We start from the raw sequence: 19,284 nt of genomic DNA, 5'->3' as shown, positions 1-19,284 counted from the left end.
CTAACTCGGACAAGCCGAAACCAAACAAATTATTGGACGCGGATGAACGCGGATGAACGCGGATATTTTTCTTATCCGCGAAAATCCGCGTGAATCCGCGTCCCAAAATTCTTTGCTTTTTGTACAACGATTTCATTGGATCGGTACTATTTGACGAAAAAGATTTGACCTGACTCGAATCCTAATTACCAATTACCAATTACTTTCTATCGAAGGAGTCCCCATGAAAATCTACGACCTCTCTCAACCGTTGAACCAGGACTGTTCGTTCTGGCCCTTTTATCCACCGTTCGAAGTGAAATACATCAAACGCAAATCGGAGCATGGTGTGAACGCGCAATACATCATGACTTCGAATCACATGGGCACGCATCTCGACGCGCCGCGTCACTTTGTCACCAAAGGCAAAACGATAGACCAGATTCCGATAGAGTGGTGTTATGGTCCCGGCGTGATTGTTGACTTGAGCGACATGCTGGACGATTTGGATATCTTTCGACCCGAAGATATCGAAAAGCGCGCCGACGTGCGCGAGGGCGATATTCTGCTCCTCCATACCGGCTGGCACAAGTACTCGTTCCTCAGCGAAGACGCGGACGAAGAAAGATACATCCAACGTCATCCCGGTCCGCATTTCAGTATTTGCGATTGGCTCTTGAAGAAAAAGATTCACATCTGGGGCGTGGACATGATCTCGACCGATCATCCGATGAATTTGCCGATCGGTCGTTTTCTCGGCAAGGGCGGCTTGGAACATTGGCAAAAAGTGCGCGCCAAAGTTGAAGCCAAGTTCGGCAAAGACAAGCTAGACGAACTGTTTCCCGACTCGGCGTATCAATTGACGCACAACGCGCTCTTTCCACACGACTGCATCCACGTCGAGAACCTCGGCGGCGATATTGGCTTGAAGGAATTGCATAATCAGCGCATCACGCTCGGCGTGTTTCCCTGGAAGTTCAAAGGCGGCGAGGCGGCGTTCTGCCGCGCGGTGGCGTTCGTGTAACGTGAGATTCTCGTATGAACTTACATGACCTGTTTCGCATCCACTTTGTCGCGCGCGCCGACAAGATGGCGCTCCGTTTCGAAGCGCGCGCGCTGACGTTCGGCGAACTCGACGCGCAATCGAATCGCGTCGCACGCGCGTTTCAACGCTTGGGATTGAAGCGCGGTGATCGTATCGGCTTTTATTTGGGCAACAGCGTTGAATTGATTCTCGCCCACCTCGCGAATCTCAAACTGGGTCTTGTGCTCGTGCCGATGAACACCCAGTATCGCGATCTGGAAATCACGCACATGGTCAACGATGCCGAGCCGCGCGTGATTTTAACGGATCGAACTCAGGCACAGATTCTAGAGCCGCTGCGCCCCCAGTTGAAATCGGTTGAACACATTCTGCTCGCCGAAGAATTGGACGGATTGATCGCGCACGAATCCGCCGAGGCGATGGACGTGCGCGTGGACGGCGAGGACCTTGCCGCGATCATGTACACATCCGGGACGACCGGACGCTCCAAAGGCGCGATGCTTTCGCACGATAATTTTGTCGCGAATATTACCGGGCTAGCGAATGCCTGGGCATTGACGGCGAACGATACACTTTTGTTGGCGTTGCCGCTTTTCCACACCCATGGACTCGGCGTTGCGTTGCACGGCGCGCTCACGGTGGGATGCACGACGATTTTGCAGCGTACGTTTCGAGCGGATCGCGCGCTGGATGCGTTAATGAATGAAAACGTGACATTGTTCATGGGTGTGCCGACGATGTACGTGCGACTCATCGAAGAAGCGCACAAGCGCGGCATGAATCGCGTGCAATTGCCAGAGATGCGCTTGTTCGTTTCCGGGTCTGCCCCACTCGGCGTGGAGACCTTTGAGCAGTTTGAAACAATCTTTGGGCACAAGATTCTCGAACGGTACGGTATGACGGAAACGGTGATGAACATTTCAAATCTCTACGCGGGCGCGCGGATTCCCGGCACGGTTGGCGTGCCGTTGCCGGGCGTCACGGCGTGCGTGGGTGATGAACGCGGCAACGCCTTGTCCGATGGCGAGGTCGGCGAAATTTTGTTGCGCGGCTCGAATGTCTTTCGAGGTTATTGGCGCGCGCCGGAAAAAACGACAGAATCATTTATTACCGATGCTGAAGGCAATCGTTGGTTTCGGACGGGCGATCTCGGCAAACGCGACCCGACTAACGGATACTTGACGCTATTAAGTCGTCGCTCCGACCTAATCATCAGCGGCGGCTATAACATTTATCCGCGCGAAGTCGAAGAATTATTGCTGACTCACCCGGCGATTCTCGATGTCGCCGTCGTCGGCGCGCACGATGCCGCGCTCGGTCAAGTGCCGGTCGCGTTCGTGGTGCCGCGCGCGGATCACGCCGCGCGCGCTGAAGATTTGATCGAGTTCTGCCGCGTCCATCTCGCGCGCTACAAAGCGCCGCGCACAATCACGTTTCTCGATGCGTTGCCGCGTAACGCGATGGGGAAAGTTGAAAAGCAAAAGTTAAAAAGTAGCATGTGAAAAATGCCCTGCGCGGGATCGGTGTGGTATACCATAGTTTCCGGTTGAGGAGTCTTAACGCATGGCAGCGATCCGGATGACTCGTGACGGGAGCACGTAGCCGATGCGATCACAACGTTTTTTATATAGTCTGCGTTTCAAAATCACCGCGGGCATTGCGCTTCCTCTGCTCGTTCTCCTCAGCGCGTTTTCATATCTCCAGTACATTCGTCAACGTGACCTTCTGCTTGCCAACCTCGACCGCACGACCACCAATCTCGGCAACGTCATCGTCGGCAGTTTGCAGCACGCGATGCTGACGCAGGACTTGCCGGAAATCCAAATCATCATGGACAACATCGCCAAACAGGGCGGTATCCGCGAAGTGTTCTTGATGAACCCGCGCAACGAGGTTCGCTTTGCGCCGCAACAGCGCAATGTAGGAACTGTGTTCAAACGCATTGACCCCGGTTGCGTTGAGTGTCACAGCCCCGAGATTACGCAGCATCCTTTCAGTATTATTTTTGTAAACGCACAAGGCGAACGGGTTTTGCGCAACTGCAAACCGATAGTGAACCTGCCCGAGTGCCAGCAGTGTCACAGACCGCAAGATGCGTTCAATGGGGTCCTGATTACCGATGTTTCGATGCAAGCGGTTGACGATTCGCTCGCGGTAGATTTGAACACGAATATCGCTTGGTCGGCAGCGGCAATCCTCGCGACGATCTTGGTGGTGAATGCGCTGATGAGCCGTATGGTCGTGACCAAACTTGAACGCTTGGTCGAAGCGATCAAGCGATTCTCGCACGGCGATTTGTCACAGCGCGTGAGTGTGCACAGCGGCGATGAGATCGGCGAACTTGCCGCGTCCTTCAATCAGATGGCGGAAGGGCTGAACGAACGCACGCGAGAACTCGAACGCTTGAATGAGGAATTGCGGCGCAAGGAAAATTTGCGCGGGCAGTTGCTCGCCAAACTGATTTCCGCGCAGGAAGAGGAACGCAAACGCGTCGCGCGCGATTTACACGATCAATTGGGTCAGGCGCTCAGCGCGATGACCATGGGCATGGAAGCCGCGGAGGGCGCGCTGCCACCGCAATTGGATGGATTGAAAGAACGACTATTGAACGCGAAAATTCTAGCGACGCGCGCGTTGGAGCAAACGCATGAATTGATTCTCGATCTTCGTCCGATTGTCCTCGACGACCTGGGTCTGATTGCCGCGATGCGGTCGTATGCGGAAGAACATCTTGTTCCGCGCGGCGTCGCGGTTCAAGTGACCGTGCACGGTACGGCGCGGCGTCTTCCGCCCGAATTAGAAATCGCCTTATTTCGTATCGCGCAAGAAGCGATCAACAACATTGCGAATCACGCAGCAGCGCAACACGTCGAACTCGCGCTCGAATTCCGCGATGCGGCGGTACAAGTCGTCGTTCAAGATGACGGACGCGGTTTCGATCCAACGACGGTGTTCAATTCTGACAAGGATGGTCGCGGATTCGGGTTGCTCGGCATGCAAGAACGCGCGACGCTCGCCGACGGCGCCTTTGAAATCGTTTCACACCCAGGACGCGGGACGCGGATTGTGATAACGATGCCAACGCAAAGGATGAAGGAAGAGGGATGAACAAAATTCGAGTCTTGGTGGCGGACGATCACACCATCGTGCGCGAAGGGGTGCGGATTTTGCTGGAGGCGCAGCCGGACATTCAAGTTGTGGGTGAAGCGGCGGACGGGCAGGAGGCGGTCGCCAAGGTGCGCGAACTAAAGCCGGATGTCGTACTGATTGACATTGCGATGCCGCACCTGAATGGCTTGGAGGCAACGCGCGCCATCAAGCGCGATTTTCCGCAGATTCACGTGATCGGCTTGACGATGTACGAGAGCGACGAATATTTTTTCCAGTTGCTCAACGCCGGCGCATCGGGCTATGTGTTGAAAAAAGCCGCGTCCGCCGATTTGCTCGCGGCGATTCGCGCGGTTTATGCCGGCGATGTGTTCTTGTATCCGTCGGTCGCGCGCCGGCTCGTCAACGATTATCTCGCGCGGGTGCAATCGGGCGAGGAAAAGAACAGTTACGACGGCTTGACGGTGCGCGAACGCGAGGTTCTCAAATTGATCGCGGAAGGACATACGAACCAAGCCATCGCCGACAAGTTGGTCATTAGCCCCAGCACGGTGCAGACTCACCGCACGCGCATCATGCAGCGACTGAACCTGCATAGTCGTGCTGAACTGATGCAGTACGCCATGCGTAAAGGTTTACTCGACCGCGTGTCGTGAATTTAACTACACGCGTAATCAGATTGTCGTAGCCAGACGCTCAAAAGTGAGCGTCTTTTTTGTTGTGCATTCATTGTCTAGACGATTGTCCTCGACGCGTAGAAGGATTACTCTGGTGTTGGACACTGAGGTTCGGCAGACCTCGCGTGTCGAGGGGAGGGAAGAATGGCACATCCGGTCAAGGTCTTGATCGCAGTAACAGTTATGCTGTTGCTTGTGTTCGTCGTCGCCGGCAACACGGGCGCATCGGCGGAGCCCCAAATTGTCCAAGTGACGCTCAAGGATTATCAAATCAATCTGTCGCAATTTGTCGTAGCGCCGGGCAAAGCGGTCACACTGGTGATCACCAACGCCGGCGAATTGCCGCATAAATTGATCGTTCAGTCCTACGAAAGCGCCGACAAGGCGAATGTCGCCGCAAGCCCGGTCATCGGTTCCCACACATCCCAGCCCGTTCAATTCACGCTCGAGCCAGGTGTTTATCGCATCGAGTGTGAGCAGACGGATCACGCCAAGCGCGGGATGGTCAACGTGATTGCCGCGCAGACCACGCCGCAAAAATCATTTCCTTTGCAAATGGATTTTCTCATCCTCATTCTTGGTCTGGTGATGGGCAGTGCGTACATCATTGCCGACTCGCTGGGGTTGCGTCTCACCGCCAAGCAAGAAGGTCGCTAATGGATTGCCCGCGCGTCTTTTTGATTTGTGTGAACCGGCTCGTCTGCGAAGCCGTGAATCTCGTGTTGCGCCGTGAAGGATTCGACCTGGTTGGTCTGGAGACGGACCCGCACACTGCGCTGATGCAAGTGCGCGCGCTCGACCCGGACGTGGTTCTGGTCGAAGGCAACGGCGACGGTGCGGACATCAAGTTAATGATGGGGCTTACGCGGCTCGCGTACGAAAGGAAGAACCTGCGAATCATTCACCTGAGTTTGATTGACAATCAGTTGCACATTTATCACCAGGAACAACGGCGCATGGTCACGACCCAGGATTTGGTGGCGGCGATCCGCGCGCCGGTGTGATCCGCGATGCGCAAAACCTTGCAAAGCGTCAGAGCCAAACAACCTTCGCAAGGATGATCCGTCACAAATCTCTCTGAGGAGTAGGACAAATATGGCACCTCGATTTTCTCGGCGACAATTCTTGAAACTCGGCGCACTGTTGGCTGGCGCGGCGACCACGCTCGGCGCGGCGCGCAGTCATACCTTCGATGATTTGCTGAACGCGGTCGGCGCGACGGTTGCGCGGATTCCGGCGTTTCGCGCCAACGCGCAAACGACCGGCGAGTTGCTCGATGCAAGCGGCGAGCCGATGCATCGCGCGCATGACGCGCTTGCCGCCGCGCCCGGCAAGCATCGCTGGGTGATGGTCATTGATCTCGCCAAATGCGATGGCTGCAAGGAGTGTACGGCGGCGTGCAGTGCGATGCACTTTGTGCCACCCGGTCAAGAGTGGATCAAGGTATTTGAGAATCGCGATAACAAAATCGCCGGCGCGTACTGGTTTCCGCGTCCGTGTATGCAGTGTGACAACTCGCCGTGCGCCAAAGTATGCCCGGTGGGCGCAACGTTCAAGCGCGAGGATGGCATCGTGTTGATTGATCAGGATCGCTGCATCGGCTGTCGCTATTGCATCGCCGCGTGTCCGTACGGCTCGCGGTTTTTCAACTGGGCGGAGCCGCCGCACACCGCCGAGGAAGTCGCGCAGAAATATTCGGTCGAGTGGAATTATCCGCACCGCAAAGGCGTCGTCGAGAAATGTATCTTTTGCCCAGCGAACGCACGCGAAGGCAAACTGCCCGCGTGCGCATCGGCGTGCAAGATGGACGCGATTTATTTCGGCGATCAACTAGAAGATGCGGTGGCGAATCACGCGGGCGAGGTCGTTTCGTTCAGGCAATTGATTCGCGAGAAAGGCGGCTTTCGCTTTATGGAAGATTTGGGCACCGAGCCGCGCGTGTGGTATCTCCCGCCGCGCGACCGGATATATCCGGCACCCAAAGGATAATTGCTATCTCACCTTACGCAAAGATGTCATTTCGACGAGTGAAGCGAGGAGAAATCTCCTGCGAAAACCGAGATTTCTCGCTTCGCTCGAAATGACACCGCGTAACATCAGTTAGTAATTTTGGAGGCATCATGTTTCGTCAACTACAAAAAGAAGACATTTTATTTCAGCCATTGAGATCGAACAGTTGGAAATTCTACGGATTCGTCGCGATTTTGTTCGCCGTGATTGGCTGGGCGGCGTATGCGTACTCCGTACAACTGCGCGACGGACTCGTCGTCACCGGTTTGCGCGATTACATTTTCTGGGGCATCTACATGACCAACTTTGTTTTCTTCATCGGTATCAGCCACGCCGGCACGCTCATCTCCGCGATCCTGCGCGTCACTGGCGCAGAGTGGCGTCGTCCCATCACGCGCATGGCGGAAGCGATCACGGTGTTTGCGCTGTTGATCGGCGGACCGATGATTATCATTGACATGGGTCATCCCGAACGCTTGCTCAATCTCTTGCAGTACGGGCGCATCCAATCGCCGATCCTCTGGGATTTGATTTCGATCACGACGTACATCGCCGGCAGTATGTTGTATCTGTACTTGCCAATGATTCCTGACCTGGCAGAGTGTCGCGATCGGTTGACCGACGCGCCGGCGTGGAAACGATTCATCTATCGTACACTATCGTTGGATTGGCGCGGTGACGCGGAACAAAAACGCCGCTTGGAAAAAGGCGTCGGGATTATGGCAGTTTTGATTATCCCGGTCGCGGTGTCAGTGCATACCGTCGTGTCGTGGATTTTCGGCATGACGATGCGTCCCGGGTGGCACAGCACGATTTTCGGTCCGTACTTTGTCGTCGGCGCGATCTTCTCCGGCATCGCCGCGATTTTGATCGCGATGGTGATCTTCCGCCGCGTGTATCATCTGGAAGCGTACCTCACCGAAAAAGTGTTTCGCAACCTGGGTCTCCTGCTGCTCGTGATGGATGTGGTGTACATCTACTTTACCTTGAGCGAATATCTGACGATGACCTATGGCAACGATGTCGCCGATCAAGGCGTGGTGCAAATGTTGTTCGTCGGCGATTTTGCCCCGATTTTCTGGGCAATGATCCTGGGTGGGTTTATCTTTCCCGGTCTGATGCTGGCATTACCAAACCTGATCCAGATCGCGGCAAAGCAATCTGCCGCACAGCTGGTACTGCGTCCACTTGCCGCGATGGCTGCCGTCGCGGTGTTCGCGGTGATGGCATTTGCGCCCACCGGCGCATCGGCAGATTTTCAAGTTACTTCTCTTTGGTCCACCTTGCGCGTGTTGAGTATTGTCATCGCGCTCGGCGGCTTGTTCTGGCTCATGTTGCCGGTGATGAAGCGTCATCCGCTCGCCACGATTGCTACGGCATCGCTTTTGATCAACATTGCGATGTGGCTCAAACGCTACATTATCATTGTGCCGACGCTCTACAACCCGCGCATTCCGATTCAAAACGTGCCGTCGGAATGGGCGCAGTACACGCCAACCTGGGTCGAGTGGTCAATCACCGCTGGCGCGTTCGCGATGTTCATTCTGTTGTACACGCTCTTTTCGAAAATGTTCCCGGTCGTTTCGATCTGGGAAACATCGGAAGAAGCGCACACGCCAGTGACCGCGCACGTTGCCGAAGGAGGCGCGAATGTCTAGGCGAAAAATTTTGGCGCTATTCGTCGCGCTGGTCTCGTTGTCCGTTTATCTTGCGCCCATCGCGCGAGCGGACGATCCGCCGGGCGCGAAAACTTTTGCGACGTACTGTGCGGCGTGCCACGGCGCCGGCGGCAAGGGCGGCTATGCGTCCGCCATCGGCGACGAAAAGTACTTGGGCGGTCACAGCGATGACGCCATCGCGCAAATTACCGGCGAAGGCATTGTCGCCAAGGGTATGCCGGCGTGGAGCAAAGCAAAAGGCGGTTCGCTGAGTGATGCTCAAATTGCGGACATTGTGGCGTACCTGCGTTCACGCACCGCGTCGAGCGCATCAGCGCCCGCGCCCGCCCCAGAGTCAACAACGACAGACGCCGCGTACGCCCAGACTCGGATGACGGTTACGCAAGCGACCAATGCCGAAGGTAGTGCGTTGGTGAATGCGCTACTGCAAAGAAACGATGGCTCGCCGGTGGTCGGCGCGTCGGTTGCATTTGCGCGCGTGACTACATTGGGTAACCTGGATTTGGGAACAGTCAAGACGGATAACTCTGGTAACGCAACGCTCTTTCTAGGCGCAGTGCCAGAAGCCGCGCGCGAAGTAGATGTGAATTTCAAGGGCGACAAGAACCTGGGATCAAGCGCCGGCAAAATCGTTCTCCAACAACCGGTAGTTGCGTCAGCATCAAGCCCTCTGAATCTCGGCGGCGTGCGCTTATCGGTCGGCGATGAGCCGTTACTGCCGCCCGAAGGTAGTTTGGTAACACCGAATCCGCCGCTTGTGCCGACGCTGATCATTGCGCTTGTCGTGCTGGGTGTGTGGTCAGCGTACGGCTACGTCGTGTCGCAAGTAGTCGGAATTTGGAAAGCTGGGTCGAGCGCAAAGCGCGAGAACACATGGACGACGAGAGCAAGGTGACAGTGTAATTTTCGCGATCATGCTATATGGATGTGGCGATCTACATCGCTCCAATAGACGATGTGAAGGGTCTGCCCGCTGGGACGTACATGGTCTACGTATGGATCTAGCCCGTTGCCGGCAAATTGCCTGATGTGAGCAGACCCGCGATCGGTTTTATGACCTTCCAAATCGGCGCCGAAACATCAGAACCGAAAATTGACACGAACTGTACCGATTGTCACGGCAACACGATTTGGCATCTTGACGAAGGTCCCCAGCATCCCGAGCCATTCGACACCGACTATTGCAAGGCGTGTTGCGCCAAATGTCATGACCCCAAAGGTAGTTCAGTGTAGAAAGAGAAACCATCGCGATCAGACGCAAACCCAGCCCCCAAACGCAAAATTTGGGACTCGATGTCAAAAACCAGGTTTCTCCGAGAAACCTGGTTTTTGGCGAAAGTATTGTCCTCTGCGATGGGATTTGAAAGTCGGGTGTGCTATTCACACACCCGACTAGTTGTTTTGAAGGCGGTCCGTCTAGTTGCCTTGGTTAAGTGGCACACTCACCGTCGCATTCTTTGTCGTGACATTACCGCACGCGTCAGTCAATCTGTAAGTGATGGTGTAGATGCGTCCGTTGCCGTTGCCTGACCGCTCGGCGCGTAACTTGAAATTAAAGTCGTCCACGGTCACGATATCGTTGGCGGTATCGCCGTCACCGAGACCATTGTCCGGTTCATTGGAGGTAACCGAGACCAACGCTAGACTCGGACTGGGGTCCGCATTGTCGCTCTTGGTCACTGTTGCTTTGACATCCACATACTTGTGATTCGGTGGCCACAGCGAGTTGGGGGAGACGCCAACATTTAGCGTCGGCGCGGTGCGATCCACGCACAGGCGCGATACCTGGGGTTCGTGATCGCTTGCGTGAGCGGCAAACTCGGAATTGACGTGAACGACATCGAAGGCGCGCGGGCGAGCGAATATGCCGTTGCTCACAAGCGTGTGGTCGAGGGTTTGTGAGTTACCCTCAAAGACGTATGTGTAACGTTCATTCTGCGCCAAGGTTTCGATCAGGTCGTTCAACGGGGCGCTCTTCAAGAGGTTGAGCGGATTCGAGAACTCAAAGTCGTTGAGGTCTCCCAACACGACCACGTTTGCATTGGAATCCGCCGCGAGTAGTGAGCTCACAAAGTTCTTGACGATTGTTGCCTGCTGGTCGCGCTGGACTTGAGAAACAAGCGAAGGCGGTTGGAAGTGACCAAACAAAGGTTGATCACCGCCCTTTGAGTTCCAGTGATTCGCAACCACAAACACCTTGTCGCCTTTGAAGGTGAACTCGCCCGCGAGAGGTTTGCGGCTGGTAGTGAACGCCGCATTGGTTGGATCAATTCGACCTGGGCTGAAAGTGAGTTGTGTGCTGGCGCCACTTCCGGTAACTCCCGTTGCATTGGTCGAAGTCCCACCCACACGATCAACGAAGGTTAGCCCGCGATCAGTGCGGAACAAGAATCCTTGGCGAATGTTGCCACCCGGTGCGCCGCCATCCTGGTTGTTGACTGGATCGATCTGGCGAAATTGGTACGGAGGTCCCCCGGCGGTTGTAATCGCGTTGATCAACATCGTCCATGTCGTCGTCGCATCTACTATGCCATTGTTGGTCGCGCCAGAGTTATCTTGGACTTCCTCGACGGCGATGATGTCTGGCGCTTTTAGGTTATTGACGATCAGAGTCGCCAGCGTGCTGAACTTGGAAGGCAGATTGGTTGGGGCAAGATTCTCGACGTTGAACGTGCCAACGCTGAGTTGATAGGCAGTGGGAGAAGCGGTCACTTCTTGCGTCAAGCCACCGGAGGAAACCGCTGGCATCGAAATCACTTGCAACTTGAAATTGCCGAAGGAGTAGTCTATCACGCCAACGATGGCGCCGGGGAACTTGTCGTTGACATTTGCCGACGCAAACGTCGGACCACCCGCTATCAAGTCGTTGAGGATGATTCGCTCTGGGTTGAAATCGTTCGCGCGGATGATGATGCCGCTACGCGCGGTCCGGACGCTGGCATTCGCGCCATTGTCGCCGATGACCGGAATTTCACGGTTCGAGCCAAAGTTCGTCCAGGGTCCCACTACGACCGCTTGATTGACTTGGACTAACATGCTCTCGAGACTTTCGTAGAAATCAATCCCATCAGTTGCCGCGTCGAACGAGCCGCTGTTCTCGACATCGCCTGTACCGTCATCGTTAATGACGGTGGTCGGCGGAACTCTCCCGCCGGCGCCGATGACGGTTGCCGCTGGCAGTGGATTGCCGTTCGACTGGACCGTGACCGCGCGACCTGGGTTGTCAATTTCCGTTGTCGTCAAATTGCCCAAGCCACCTGCACCGCCCGGGCGAAACTCTTTGACCGTGCCGGTCACAAAGACTGCATCGCCGACATTGATGGTGGGCGCTGAACTCGTGAAGATGAAAAGCCCTTCCGACGTTCCTAGGTTGCTATCGGGATTCGGGTCTTGAATGTGAAAGCCATTGCTTCGTTTGGCGATCACGATGCCAGTGGTCGCGACGAGCATGTTATTCTTTGGTGAGATGTGGGTCGCGCCCTGAATGTCATGAATCGCGACGAGAGACGGAATCGTCGTGAATGAGAAAGCATGGTTCGCCGCCATGCCGCTGACCTGGCTTGCGATGATCGTAACCGTGCAAACCTCGCCATTGACGAAATCGGTGTTGGGATCGAGGGCAAACGATTGGGGTCCGCCACTGACCGCGGCTGGGTGCGCTCCGCTGGTCGCGCAGGAAATGCCGAACCAACTGCCGGTGACGATCACTGCCTGGTTGAAGTTGATATTCACATTCGCATTGACTGCCACGTTGATGGCGTTATTGGCAGGACTGGTACTGCTAACTACTGTACCGCTGCAATTGAACGTCGAAGAAGCCGTGTTGCGAGGATTTGGCGCGGCAGCGGCAAAGTCGGCGGCGTTGTTGTCCGTGTCCGTACATCCGTTAACCGCGCGAAACGCAGAGGTCGTGTTGTTAGTCGTAGGTCCCGCCCCCGAGCCTTCGAAGAAATTAGCGCCATCGAGACCGACCAGATCAACGATGGTCGCCAGCGCGGCGGGCGTGCACGGGGTTGAACTGCCATTGCAGCCAAGTGGTGTGGACGTGTTCACCAACGCAACTTTGCCACCCCCGGCAGCCATGTTGATCGGCGTAGCATCTGTCACGTCAGGCGTTGGTAGTGGCGCGCCAACTGCTGCCTGGGATGCTTCTTGCACCAGCAAGTACTGACCTGGCGCAAGCGAACCCGACAAGGGCGTGATTAGGTTGGTCGCCGAGCCAAAGTTACCGGTGCCATTCGCACTGGTGTACTGAATTGACCAACCACTCAGCGAAACGGTCGTGGTTCCGCGATTGAATAACTCGACAAAATCGTTTGTGTATGGCGCACCACTATTCCCACCGCCGCCATACACTTGGCTGATTACGACGTTCGGCGAAACAGCGAAGATCGGTTGAGGTTGCATGCCAATCAGAAATAGAAGCGCCAAAGCAAGCGAAAGGACGACGGAACTGGGTCGTCGAATTTTGAACTTGAAGGGACGCATTTGCGCTTTCCTCCTCTTGGTTTTGATTGGATGGACCAACACGATACGTTCCAGGAATTCTTATCGGCATCACCTCGGTTCCAAAAATCTTTGCGAAACAAAAAACCGTGCCACACAACAATCGTGAACACGGTCGGTTACGCTATTCGCTCCACCTGACTCAAAGCGTCCAACTGGAAGCCAGGCTTCATTGCCCCGCCACGAGTAGAGTGCCGGGCGGATATCGCCCGACGATGACACAAAGTATAAAGGACGCCTTTGATTGTGTCAAGGGGAGTCGGATGTGGGGTCAGGGCGCGTGCAAAGTCGTGCTCACTCTCGCCCCACCCCTCTCTCTGCGAGGGAGAGGGGCGTTTTCCGTCGCCTTGTAACGTTTATTGCACATTTTTTAAATCTGAAATATCTATTGCATCTGTGCTCGTTTTGTGATATACTCGCGAGCAAATGTCCAATCGAGATTCGATGACTGAATCTGATTCGCTGGAGAATCGCATCACCGCCAGTTTGCCGCACTCGAGCCGCTCCCACAAAAAGTTAGCGCGCTATATTTTGGAGAACGGTCTTTTCGTCGCGTTTGCCTCGGCAGCCGAACTCGGCGCCAAGACGAACCTCAGCGCGGCGACCGTCGTCCGCTTTTGCCAAACCCTCGGTTACGATGGCTATCCAGACCTCCAGTCCGCTGTCCGCGCGAGTTTGCCTACCTACATCCGCAAAGTTCAACAAATCGAAAAAGGCAAAGGCATTCTGAGCAAGCATCAAGCCGTCGCACAAACCTTTGACCTCGATTTGCAAAATCTTCGCTCCACACTCCAGAATCTCGATTTGAACCGTTTTGCCTCTGCCGTTACCGCGCTCGCCAAAGCGAGCGACATTTTAGTCATCGGTGCGGGACTCTCCGCTGCGCCGGCGCTCTATTTGGCGCACTCATTGAAGGTGATGGGGTTGGATGCGCGTGTGGTTCTGAACGGCGGCATTCCACTCGCCTTGGAACTCAGGCACCTCGAGCGCACGAGTGTTCTCGTCGCCATCAGCGTTTGGCGTTACGTTGCGGAAACGGTCGCGGCAATGGAACGCGCAGAGAGCGTTCGTGCCACGCGTATCGCGATCACCGACAGCATCGTTTCGCCGCTCGCGCAACGCGCCGATTATGCATTCCAAGTCGCGACCGATGGCACGGCGCATGCACTCTCGCTGACGAGTATGATGTCACTCATCAACGCGTTCATTGCTTCGCTCTCCTTCGCCCGTCCCAAAGAAACCGCACGCGCCTTACGCGAGGTGGATGCCACCTATCGCGCGGGCAAGTTGTTAATGGAATGATCCCATTAGGAAAGTGTCGCGCATCCTTGCGAAGGTTTGAAGGCGCGATGCTTCGGCAAAGTGGTTGGAAACCTTCGCAAGGATGGACTTTAGGTTTGCTTGAAGACAACTTTGTGTGCGAACTCTTATCCGATTATGCAGAGGAGTGACAGATATGGACGGTTCTTCGGATAGCCGCAAAAAACGCCGCGTGATGGTTGGCGCGATCGGCAAGTGCGTTCACAATCTCGGCGTCGAAGGTTTTGCGGATTGGATGCAAGACCAGGGCATGGGCTACATCGCCGTCAAACTCGGTCCCGCGGTGCCGATTCCGGAAGTGATCAACAAGATTCGCGAAGCGCGTCCCGAAGTCGTCGGCGTTTCGATGCGGCTCGGCGATTTGCACGTGGATAAACTCATCACCGAGTTCGTCGAGACCGCGACCAAGTATGGTTTGCATCCCAAGGATTCTGGAATTCGTTTTAGTTTTGGCGGACTGCGCCCCGCGGCGAATCTCGTTCGCACGATGACGGGCGTGCCGCTCGAACCCGATCCATTCACTCCGCCGGAAGAGCGTCACTATGATTTAGAAAAAGTCAGCCAGGAATATATGGACCGCCCCGAGTTCCATCACTTTTTCGAAGTCATCGCCGACGATTACATCACGATGGAAGAGTTGGAACGCTTCGCCAAACAGCAACCCGTCCACGTCGCGCGCGAAGAATTCGAGTGGTCGGATTTTTTGGTCGAGCGAATTCGGCAGGTGCGCGAACGCGAAAATCGTCCGATCATTCGCGCGCACATCGGCATCGCGGCGGAGACCATCGAGCCGACGATTGACGGCATCGAAAAACTCGCGGACGCCGGCGCACTCGAAATCGTTTCGCTCGCGCCCGATCAAACGTCCCAGGAATTGCTCGCCAAATTTATTCGCGGCGAAGAAGACCCTGGCAAATACCTCGCCGGTCAAGGCGGCGCGCCGATTCGCACGATCGAAGATTTGAAACGACTCAAAGCGGCGACGCGGCATGGCAACTATCCGATGACACGCATCTATAGCGGTACGGATGAACTCCTCGAACTGGCGAAACTGTGGCAGGAACATCTCAACGCGTGTTTTCCCGCCGTCCCGATTTTTTTCTACAACCGCATGGATGGACGCGGTCCCATTTCGATTCACGATTCGTTCCGCGAACATTACGATGTGATTCGGTACTGGGCAAGCGTCGGCAAGCCGTGCGAAATCAACGACCCGCATCAATGGGGCTTGCGCTACGCGAGCGATGATATGCAAGTGACCGATCACGTCCTCGTCGGGTTGATGGCGCTCAAACTCGGCGTCAAGCATTACGTGATGCAAATGATGTTCGAACTGCCCCCCGAAATTTCCGCGCTCGACGATCTCGCCAAGATGAAAGCCGCGTACGAACTCATCGAACCACTGACCCAGCATTACGATTTTCACATCATCAAGCAAACGCGTTCGGGCTTGCCCAGTTTTCCGCCAGATTTACATCAAGCCAAGGGTCATCTCGCATTCGGCATTTATACCCAGCTCTATCTCGAACCTGACATTCTGCACGTCGTCACGCACTCGGAAGCGCATCACGAAGCCAAAGCGGAAGACATTATCGAATCGTGCCAGATCACGAAGCAAGTGTGCTGGGATTTTGCCAAGGGTCACGTGCCAAATATCTGGGCAGACCCCTGGGTGCGCCATCGCATCGCCGAACTGAAACGCGGCGCGATGTACAACGTTCTGCATGCCGCGTTGCTCGGCGGATACGAAGGTCCGGTCACCGTCGCGAATTTCAATGCGTGGGCGAAAGAATCGAGCGAGGACGCCGAACACAATTACGAGACGATGCTCCTCTCGTTTGCAAATGAAGCGCACTATTCGACGAATACGTGCGGCGTGATTAGTCCCGACGCGCTCGAACTCGCCATGCAAATCGGACTCTTTCAAGCGCCGCACCTGACGGTCGCCGACAAAAAGTACGAGATGATCGGCAAGTGCAAAGTCAAGGTGGTGGACGGCGCGTGTCGCGCAGATACCTGGGATGGGATTCCGGTCAAAGATGAATTCCAGCGCGTCGATCTCGTGCGTCAACGATTCCCTTGGTATTTCGACAAGACCATTTCCGTTGCCGCCGATGAGAACTTCATCACTGAGACGGAGGCGATGGAAGATGAAACGGATCACGAAGTGACGATTCGCGGCAAGAGTATCGCGCAACTCAGGACTCAGACCAAACAAGCCCTGGTCGTCGATTTCGGCTCGACGTTCACCAAGGTGGGTTTGTTCGATACCAAGAGCGAGCGATTCTCTCTGCGTTACGTTCCGACGACGGTAGACGATATTCGCATCGGTCTGGCGAACGGATTAGGTGTACTTGACGCGTGCCAAAAGCGCGGGGATTGGAAACCGCTCGACGACGCGATGAGTCAGTTCGATGTGCGCTTGCCGTGTTCGAGCGCCAAGGGCGGCTTGAAGATGGTCACGGTTTCGCTGACCGAAGCCGAGTCAGGATTTGCCGCCGACCTTGCCGCGCTGACGGCGGGCGCGAAATTGCTCGCAAGTTACGCCGGCAAACTCACGCCCGAACAAGCCCGCGCCATTTATACGACCGACCAACCCGAAATCATTTTGATGGCGGGCGGCGTTGATGAGGGTGGCGATACCGAAACGGAATTGCACAACGCGCACCTGCTCGCCGAGAACGCGCGGCTCGCGGGTTACGCGCAGTACGGTGTGCCCGTGATCTACGCGGGCAATCAGGACATTAGCGAACAGATCGAAAATATTTTTCGCGCGAATCACATTGACATTCGCGTGACCGCGAACGTCATGCCGGAAGTAAATCGCTTTCAAATCGAGGTCGTCAACGAAGCGATTCGTGAATTGTTTCAGACCGTCATCATCCGGGCGAAGGGCTTTGATGTCGTGGAAGAGTTTATGGATGCGCCATTTATTCCAACGCCGCGCGCGGCATTTCGCGGCATCAATCTGCTGGCGCGCGGACACGGCAACGAAGCCGGCATCGGCAACATTCTCGCGCTCGACATCGGCGGCGCGACGACGGACTTTTTTTCGAACGTGACGGACAACCCGCTCTTTGTCTACGAGGGATCGGATAACAGCAAGCGCGTCAAGCGCACGATCCTCAAAACGCCGAATACGCCATTGGCGTATCGCCGCGTGGAAGGCAAGTATGGTCTGGCGTACAACGCGGAGAACCTAAAGGAGCTGGATCGCTTCAAGAATGGCGCGATGCAAGGTGAGTTGAGCGCATTCCTCGCGCAGCATTTCCCGAAAACGTTTGCGCCGCACAAAGATCAATTCCGTCAATTCTTGCTGAACCGCAACAATCACGTCGAGGTTGATCTGGATCAGTACTTGAGTTGGATGACCGCCAACCCGCATGTGGTGCCCGAGACCGCGTTGGAGAACACAGCGCGTTCCTGGCTCGCGCGCGAAATCCTCGCAACCGCGACGCGCAAGCACGTGGGTTACGTGGATGAAACGGAAACATATTTTTTGCAACATGGCGTCAACTTCCTCAACCAGCAGGTGACCGTGGTGTTGATCGGCGGAACGGTCTATCACAAATGCCAGGAACAGGCGAAGGGCTATTTGGACGATCTCGCACTGATCGCTCAGGGTGTGCTCTACGATCCGAACGAACCGCGCGTATTGCGCCCTAAGGGGAACGTGCTGATGGACGCGCAATATCTTGTGAGCATCCTGGGAGGGCTGTACGGACGGGTTGATCCTGAGCAAGCATTGCGTGTGATGAAACGCGAACTGCTGCGGTTGGAGATGAAAGACCTGTCAGGTTTCCGCCGAAGGCGAACCTGACAGGTCTGGGATGAAACAATGAAACCACAAATCGCAATCCTGGGTGCGGGGAACGGTGCACACGCCTTTGCCGGTGATCTCGCGATGCGCGGGTATCCCGTTCGCATCTACAACAAATTTGAAAACGAAATCACCGATTTGCAGACCGCGCGCGGCGTCCAGTGCGAAGAGGCATTGGAAGGATTCGGCGCGCTTGAACTTGTCACGACCGACATCGCGCCGGTCATCGCCGACGCGGAATTTATCTTTGTCGTCGTTCCAGCAATCGCGCATGCGTTCATGGCGGAAGCGTGCGCGCCGCATCTGCGCGATGACCAGGTCATCATCCTGAACCCAGGTCGCACCGGCGGCGCGCTCGAATTTCGGAATGTGCTGAATCGGCTGGGCGTCAAGGCGCGCGTGTTCATCGCCGAAGCGCAAACGCTACTTTATACGTGTCGAATTTCTGGCGCGGCGCGCGTGCGAATATCATCTGTGAAAAATCAAGTGAAACTCGCCGCGTTTCCGGCGCGTGATACGGCGACTGTTTTGGAACGATTGAATCCGTTGTATCCGCAATTCGTCGCGGCGGCAGACGTGCTCGAAACCGGGCTGGATAATATCGGTGCGATGTTTCATCCGACGACGACGATTCTCAGCGTGGGACGCATCGAGTCCGGCGCACCGTTCGAGTTTTATCGCGACATGACGCCGAGCATCGCACGTTTCATCGAAGTGATGGATGCGGAGCGAATCGCCGTGGCAAAAGCGTTCGGCGTGCAAGCACAATCGGCGTGTGAGTGGCTCGCGCGCAGTTACGAAGGCATCACGGGCGATACGTTGTACGATCGCATCCAAAGCAACGTCGCGTATCGCGGCATTGCCGCACCGCGCTCAATCAACACGCGATATATCTGGGAAGATGTGCCGACCGGTCTCGTCCCGATGGTTGCATTAGCTCATCGCGCCAATGTGGAAATGCCCGCGTGTGTTGGGTTAGTCAATGTGGCTTGTGCATTGCTGGGACGTGATTTCTGGCAGGAGGGAAGGAATGCTCCCCGATTGGGAATTGAAAGGTTGAGTATTGCCCAGGTGAAAGCGATGGTCAAAGGCGACTAGGATTCACAATCTTCGCCGCGGAAGGAGGAATGCGATGAGATG

13 protein-coding genes and 1 riboswitch are annotated in these 19,284 nt (G+C 55.6%); of the genes, 12 read left to right on the top strand and 1 reads right to left on the bottom strand.

The genetic code is table 11. The features are described from left to right. The first annotated feature begins 223 nt into the window (after positions 1-223). The 9 genes from HY868_20325 to HY868_20285 all read left to right on the top strand — a co-directional run bounded on the left by HY868_20325 (position 224) and on the right by HY868_20285 (position 9,393). Positions 224-1,003: a cyclase family protein gene (locus tag HY868_20325; protein MBI5304491.1), complete on the top strand. Its 780-nt coding sequence runs from the start codon at positions 224-226 to the stop codon at positions 1,001-1,003. Between the two features lie 14 nt (positions 1,004-1,017). Next, the gene (locus HY868_20320) at positions 1,018-2,526 is read left to right on the top strand and encodes an AMP-binding protein (GenBank protein ID MBI5304490.1); all 1,509 of its coding nucleotides are present in this window, start codon (positions 1,018-1,020) and stop codon (positions 2,524-2,526) included. Between the two features lie 103 nt (positions 2,527-2,629). Next, positions 2,630-4,132 (top strand): HAMP domain-containing protein, encoded by a 1,503-nt coding sequence (locus tag HY868_20315; GenBank protein ID MBI5304489.1) that lies wholly within the window; start codon positions 2,630-2,632, stop codon positions 4,130-4,132. Beyond that, the gene (locus tag HY868_20310; GenBank protein ID MBI5304488.1) at positions 4,129-4,788 is read left to right on the top strand and encodes a response regulator transcription factor; all 660 of its coding nucleotides are present in this window, start codon (positions 4,129-4,131) and stop codon (positions 4,786-4,788) included. The genes HY868_20315 and HY868_20310 overlap by 4 nt, the downstream gene beginning before the upstream one ends. A 165-nt stretch (positions 4,789-4,953) precedes the next feature. Then, positions 4,954-5,466 (top strand): cupredoxin domain-containing protein, encoded by a 513-nt coding sequence (locus HY868_20305; protein MBI5304487.1) that lies wholly within the window; start codon positions 4,954-4,956, stop codon positions 5,464-5,466. Further along, positions 5,466-5,813: a hypothetical protein gene (locus HY868_20300; GenBank protein MBI5304486.1), complete on the top strand. Its 348-nt coding sequence runs from the start codon at positions 5,466-5,468 to the stop codon at positions 5,811-5,813. Before HY868_20305 ends, HY868_20300 begins: the two co-directional genes overlap by 1 nt. Before the next feature lie 91 nt (positions 5,814-5,904). Then, positions 5,905-6,798, top strand: a complete 894-nt coding sequence (locus tag HY868_20295; GenBank protein MBI5304485.1) for a 4Fe-4S dicluster domain-containing protein — start codon at positions 5,905-5,907, stop codon at positions 6,796-6,798. Positions 6,799-6,929: 131 nt separating this feature from the next. Then, positions 6,930-8,477: a polysulfide reductase NrfD gene (gene nrfD, locus HY868_20290; GenBank protein ID MBI5304484.1), complete on the top strand. Its 1,548-nt coding sequence runs from the start codon at positions 6,930-6,932 to the stop codon at positions 8,475-8,477. Beyond that, complete coding sequence (locus tag HY868_20285) at positions 8,470-9,393, top strand: cytochrome c (GenBank protein ID MBI5304483.1); 924 nt, start codon at positions 8,470-8,472, stop codon at positions 9,391-9,393. The genes nrfD and HY868_20285 overlap by 8 nt, the downstream gene beginning before the upstream one ends. 521 nt (positions 9,394-9,914) lie before the next feature. On the opposite strand, the gene HY868_20280 is transcribed toward HY868_20285, so the two are convergent. Continuing rightward, positions 9,915-12,986 carry a lamin tail domain-containing protein gene (locus HY868_20280; GenBank protein ID MBI5304482.1) on the bottom strand — a complete coding sequence of 1,024 codons (3,072 nt, stop codon included), beginning with the start codon at positions 12,984-12,986 and terminating at the stop codon, positions 9,915-9,917. Between the two features lie 122 nt (positions 12,987-13,108). Then, positions 13,109-13,189, bottom strand: a riboswitch (cyclic di-GMP riboswitch). 259 nt (positions 13,190-13,448) lie between these two features. Between HY868_20280 and HY868_20275 the strand changes: the two genes are divergently transcribed. From HY868_20275 to HY868_20265, 3 genes are all read left to right on the top strand, one after another. Continuing rightward, on the top strand, positions 13,449-14,306 hold the full coding sequence (locus HY868_20275; GenBank protein MBI5304481.1) for a MurR/RpiR family transcriptional regulator: 858 nt from the start codon (positions 13,449-13,451) through the stop codon (positions 14,304-14,306). A gap of 154 nt (positions 14,307-14,460) precedes the next feature. Next, the gene (locus tag HY868_20270; protein MBI5304480.1) at positions 14,461-18,144 is read left to right on the top strand and encodes a glutamate mutase L; all 3,684 of its coding nucleotides are present in this window, start codon (positions 14,461-14,463) and stop codon (positions 18,142-18,144) included. 18 nt (positions 18,145-18,162) lie between these two features. After that, positions 18,163-19,242 (top strand): NAD/NADP octopine/nopaline dehydrogenase family protein, encoded by a 1,080-nt coding sequence (locus HY868_20265; protein ID MBI5304479.1) that lies wholly within the window; start codon positions 18,163-18,165, stop codon positions 19,240-19,242. Positions 19,243-19,284 lie beyond the last annotated feature (42 nt).

It is taken from the genome of Chloroflexota bacterium (assembly GCA_016219275.1).
Classification (GTDB): Bacteria; Chloroflexota; Anaerolineae; order UBA4142; family UBA4142; genus JACRBM01.
This window is presented reverse-complemented; position numbering and strand designations above follow the sequence as displayed.

Excerpts from the sequence above, each read along its gene's own strand:
- HY868_20315 (MBI5304489.1), top strand. The coding sequence starts at position 2,630 with ATGCGATCACAACGTTTTTTATATAGTCTGCGTTTCAAAATCACCGCG.
- HY868_20320 (MBI5304490.1), top strand. The coding sequence starts at position 1,018 with ATGAACTTACATGACCTGTTTCGCATCCACTTTGTCGCGCGCGCCGAC.
- HY868_20285 (MBI5304483.1), top strand. The coding sequence starts at position 8,470 with ATGTCTAGGCGAAAAATTTTGGCGCTATTCGTCGCGCTGGTCTCGTTG.
- HY868_20300 (MBI5304486.1), top strand. The coding sequence starts at position 5,466 with ATGGATTGCCCGCGCGTCTTTTTGATTTGTGTGAACCGGCTCGTCTGC.
- HY868_20305 (MBI5304487.1), top strand. The coding sequence starts at position 4,954 with ATGGCACATCCGGTCAAGGTCTTGATCGCAGTAACAGTTATGCTGTTG.
- HY868_20280 (MBI5304482.1), bottom strand. The coding sequence starts at position 12,986 with ATGCGTCCCTTCAAGTTCAAAATTCGACGACCCAGTTCCGTCGTCCTT.
- HY868_20310 (MBI5304488.1), top strand. The coding sequence starts at position 4,129 with ATGAACAAAATTCGAGTCTTGGTGGCGGACGATCACACCATCGTGCGC.
- HY868_20295 (MBI5304485.1), top strand. The coding sequence starts at position 5,905 with ATGGCACCTCGATTTTCTCGGCGACAATTCTTGAAACTCGGCGCACTG.
- nrfD (MBI5304484.1), top strand. The coding sequence starts at position 6,930 with ATGTTTCGTCAACTACAAAAAGAAGACATTTTATTTCAGCCATTGAGA.
- HY868_20265 (MBI5304479.1), top strand. The coding sequence starts at position 18,163 with ATGAAACCACAAATCGCAATCCTGGGTGCGGGGAACGGTGCACACGCC.
- HY868_20275 (MBI5304481.1), top strand. The coding sequence starts at position 13,449 with ATGACTGAATCTGATTCGCTGGAGAATCGCATCACCGCCAGTTTGCCG.
- HY868_20325 (MBI5304491.1), top strand. The coding sequence starts at position 224 with ATGAAAATCTACGACCTCTCTCAACCGTTGAACCAGGACTGTTCGTTC.
- HY868_20270 (MBI5304480.1), top strand. The coding sequence starts at position 14,461 with ATGGACGGTTCTTCGGATAGCCGCAAAAAACGCCGCGTGATGGTTGGC.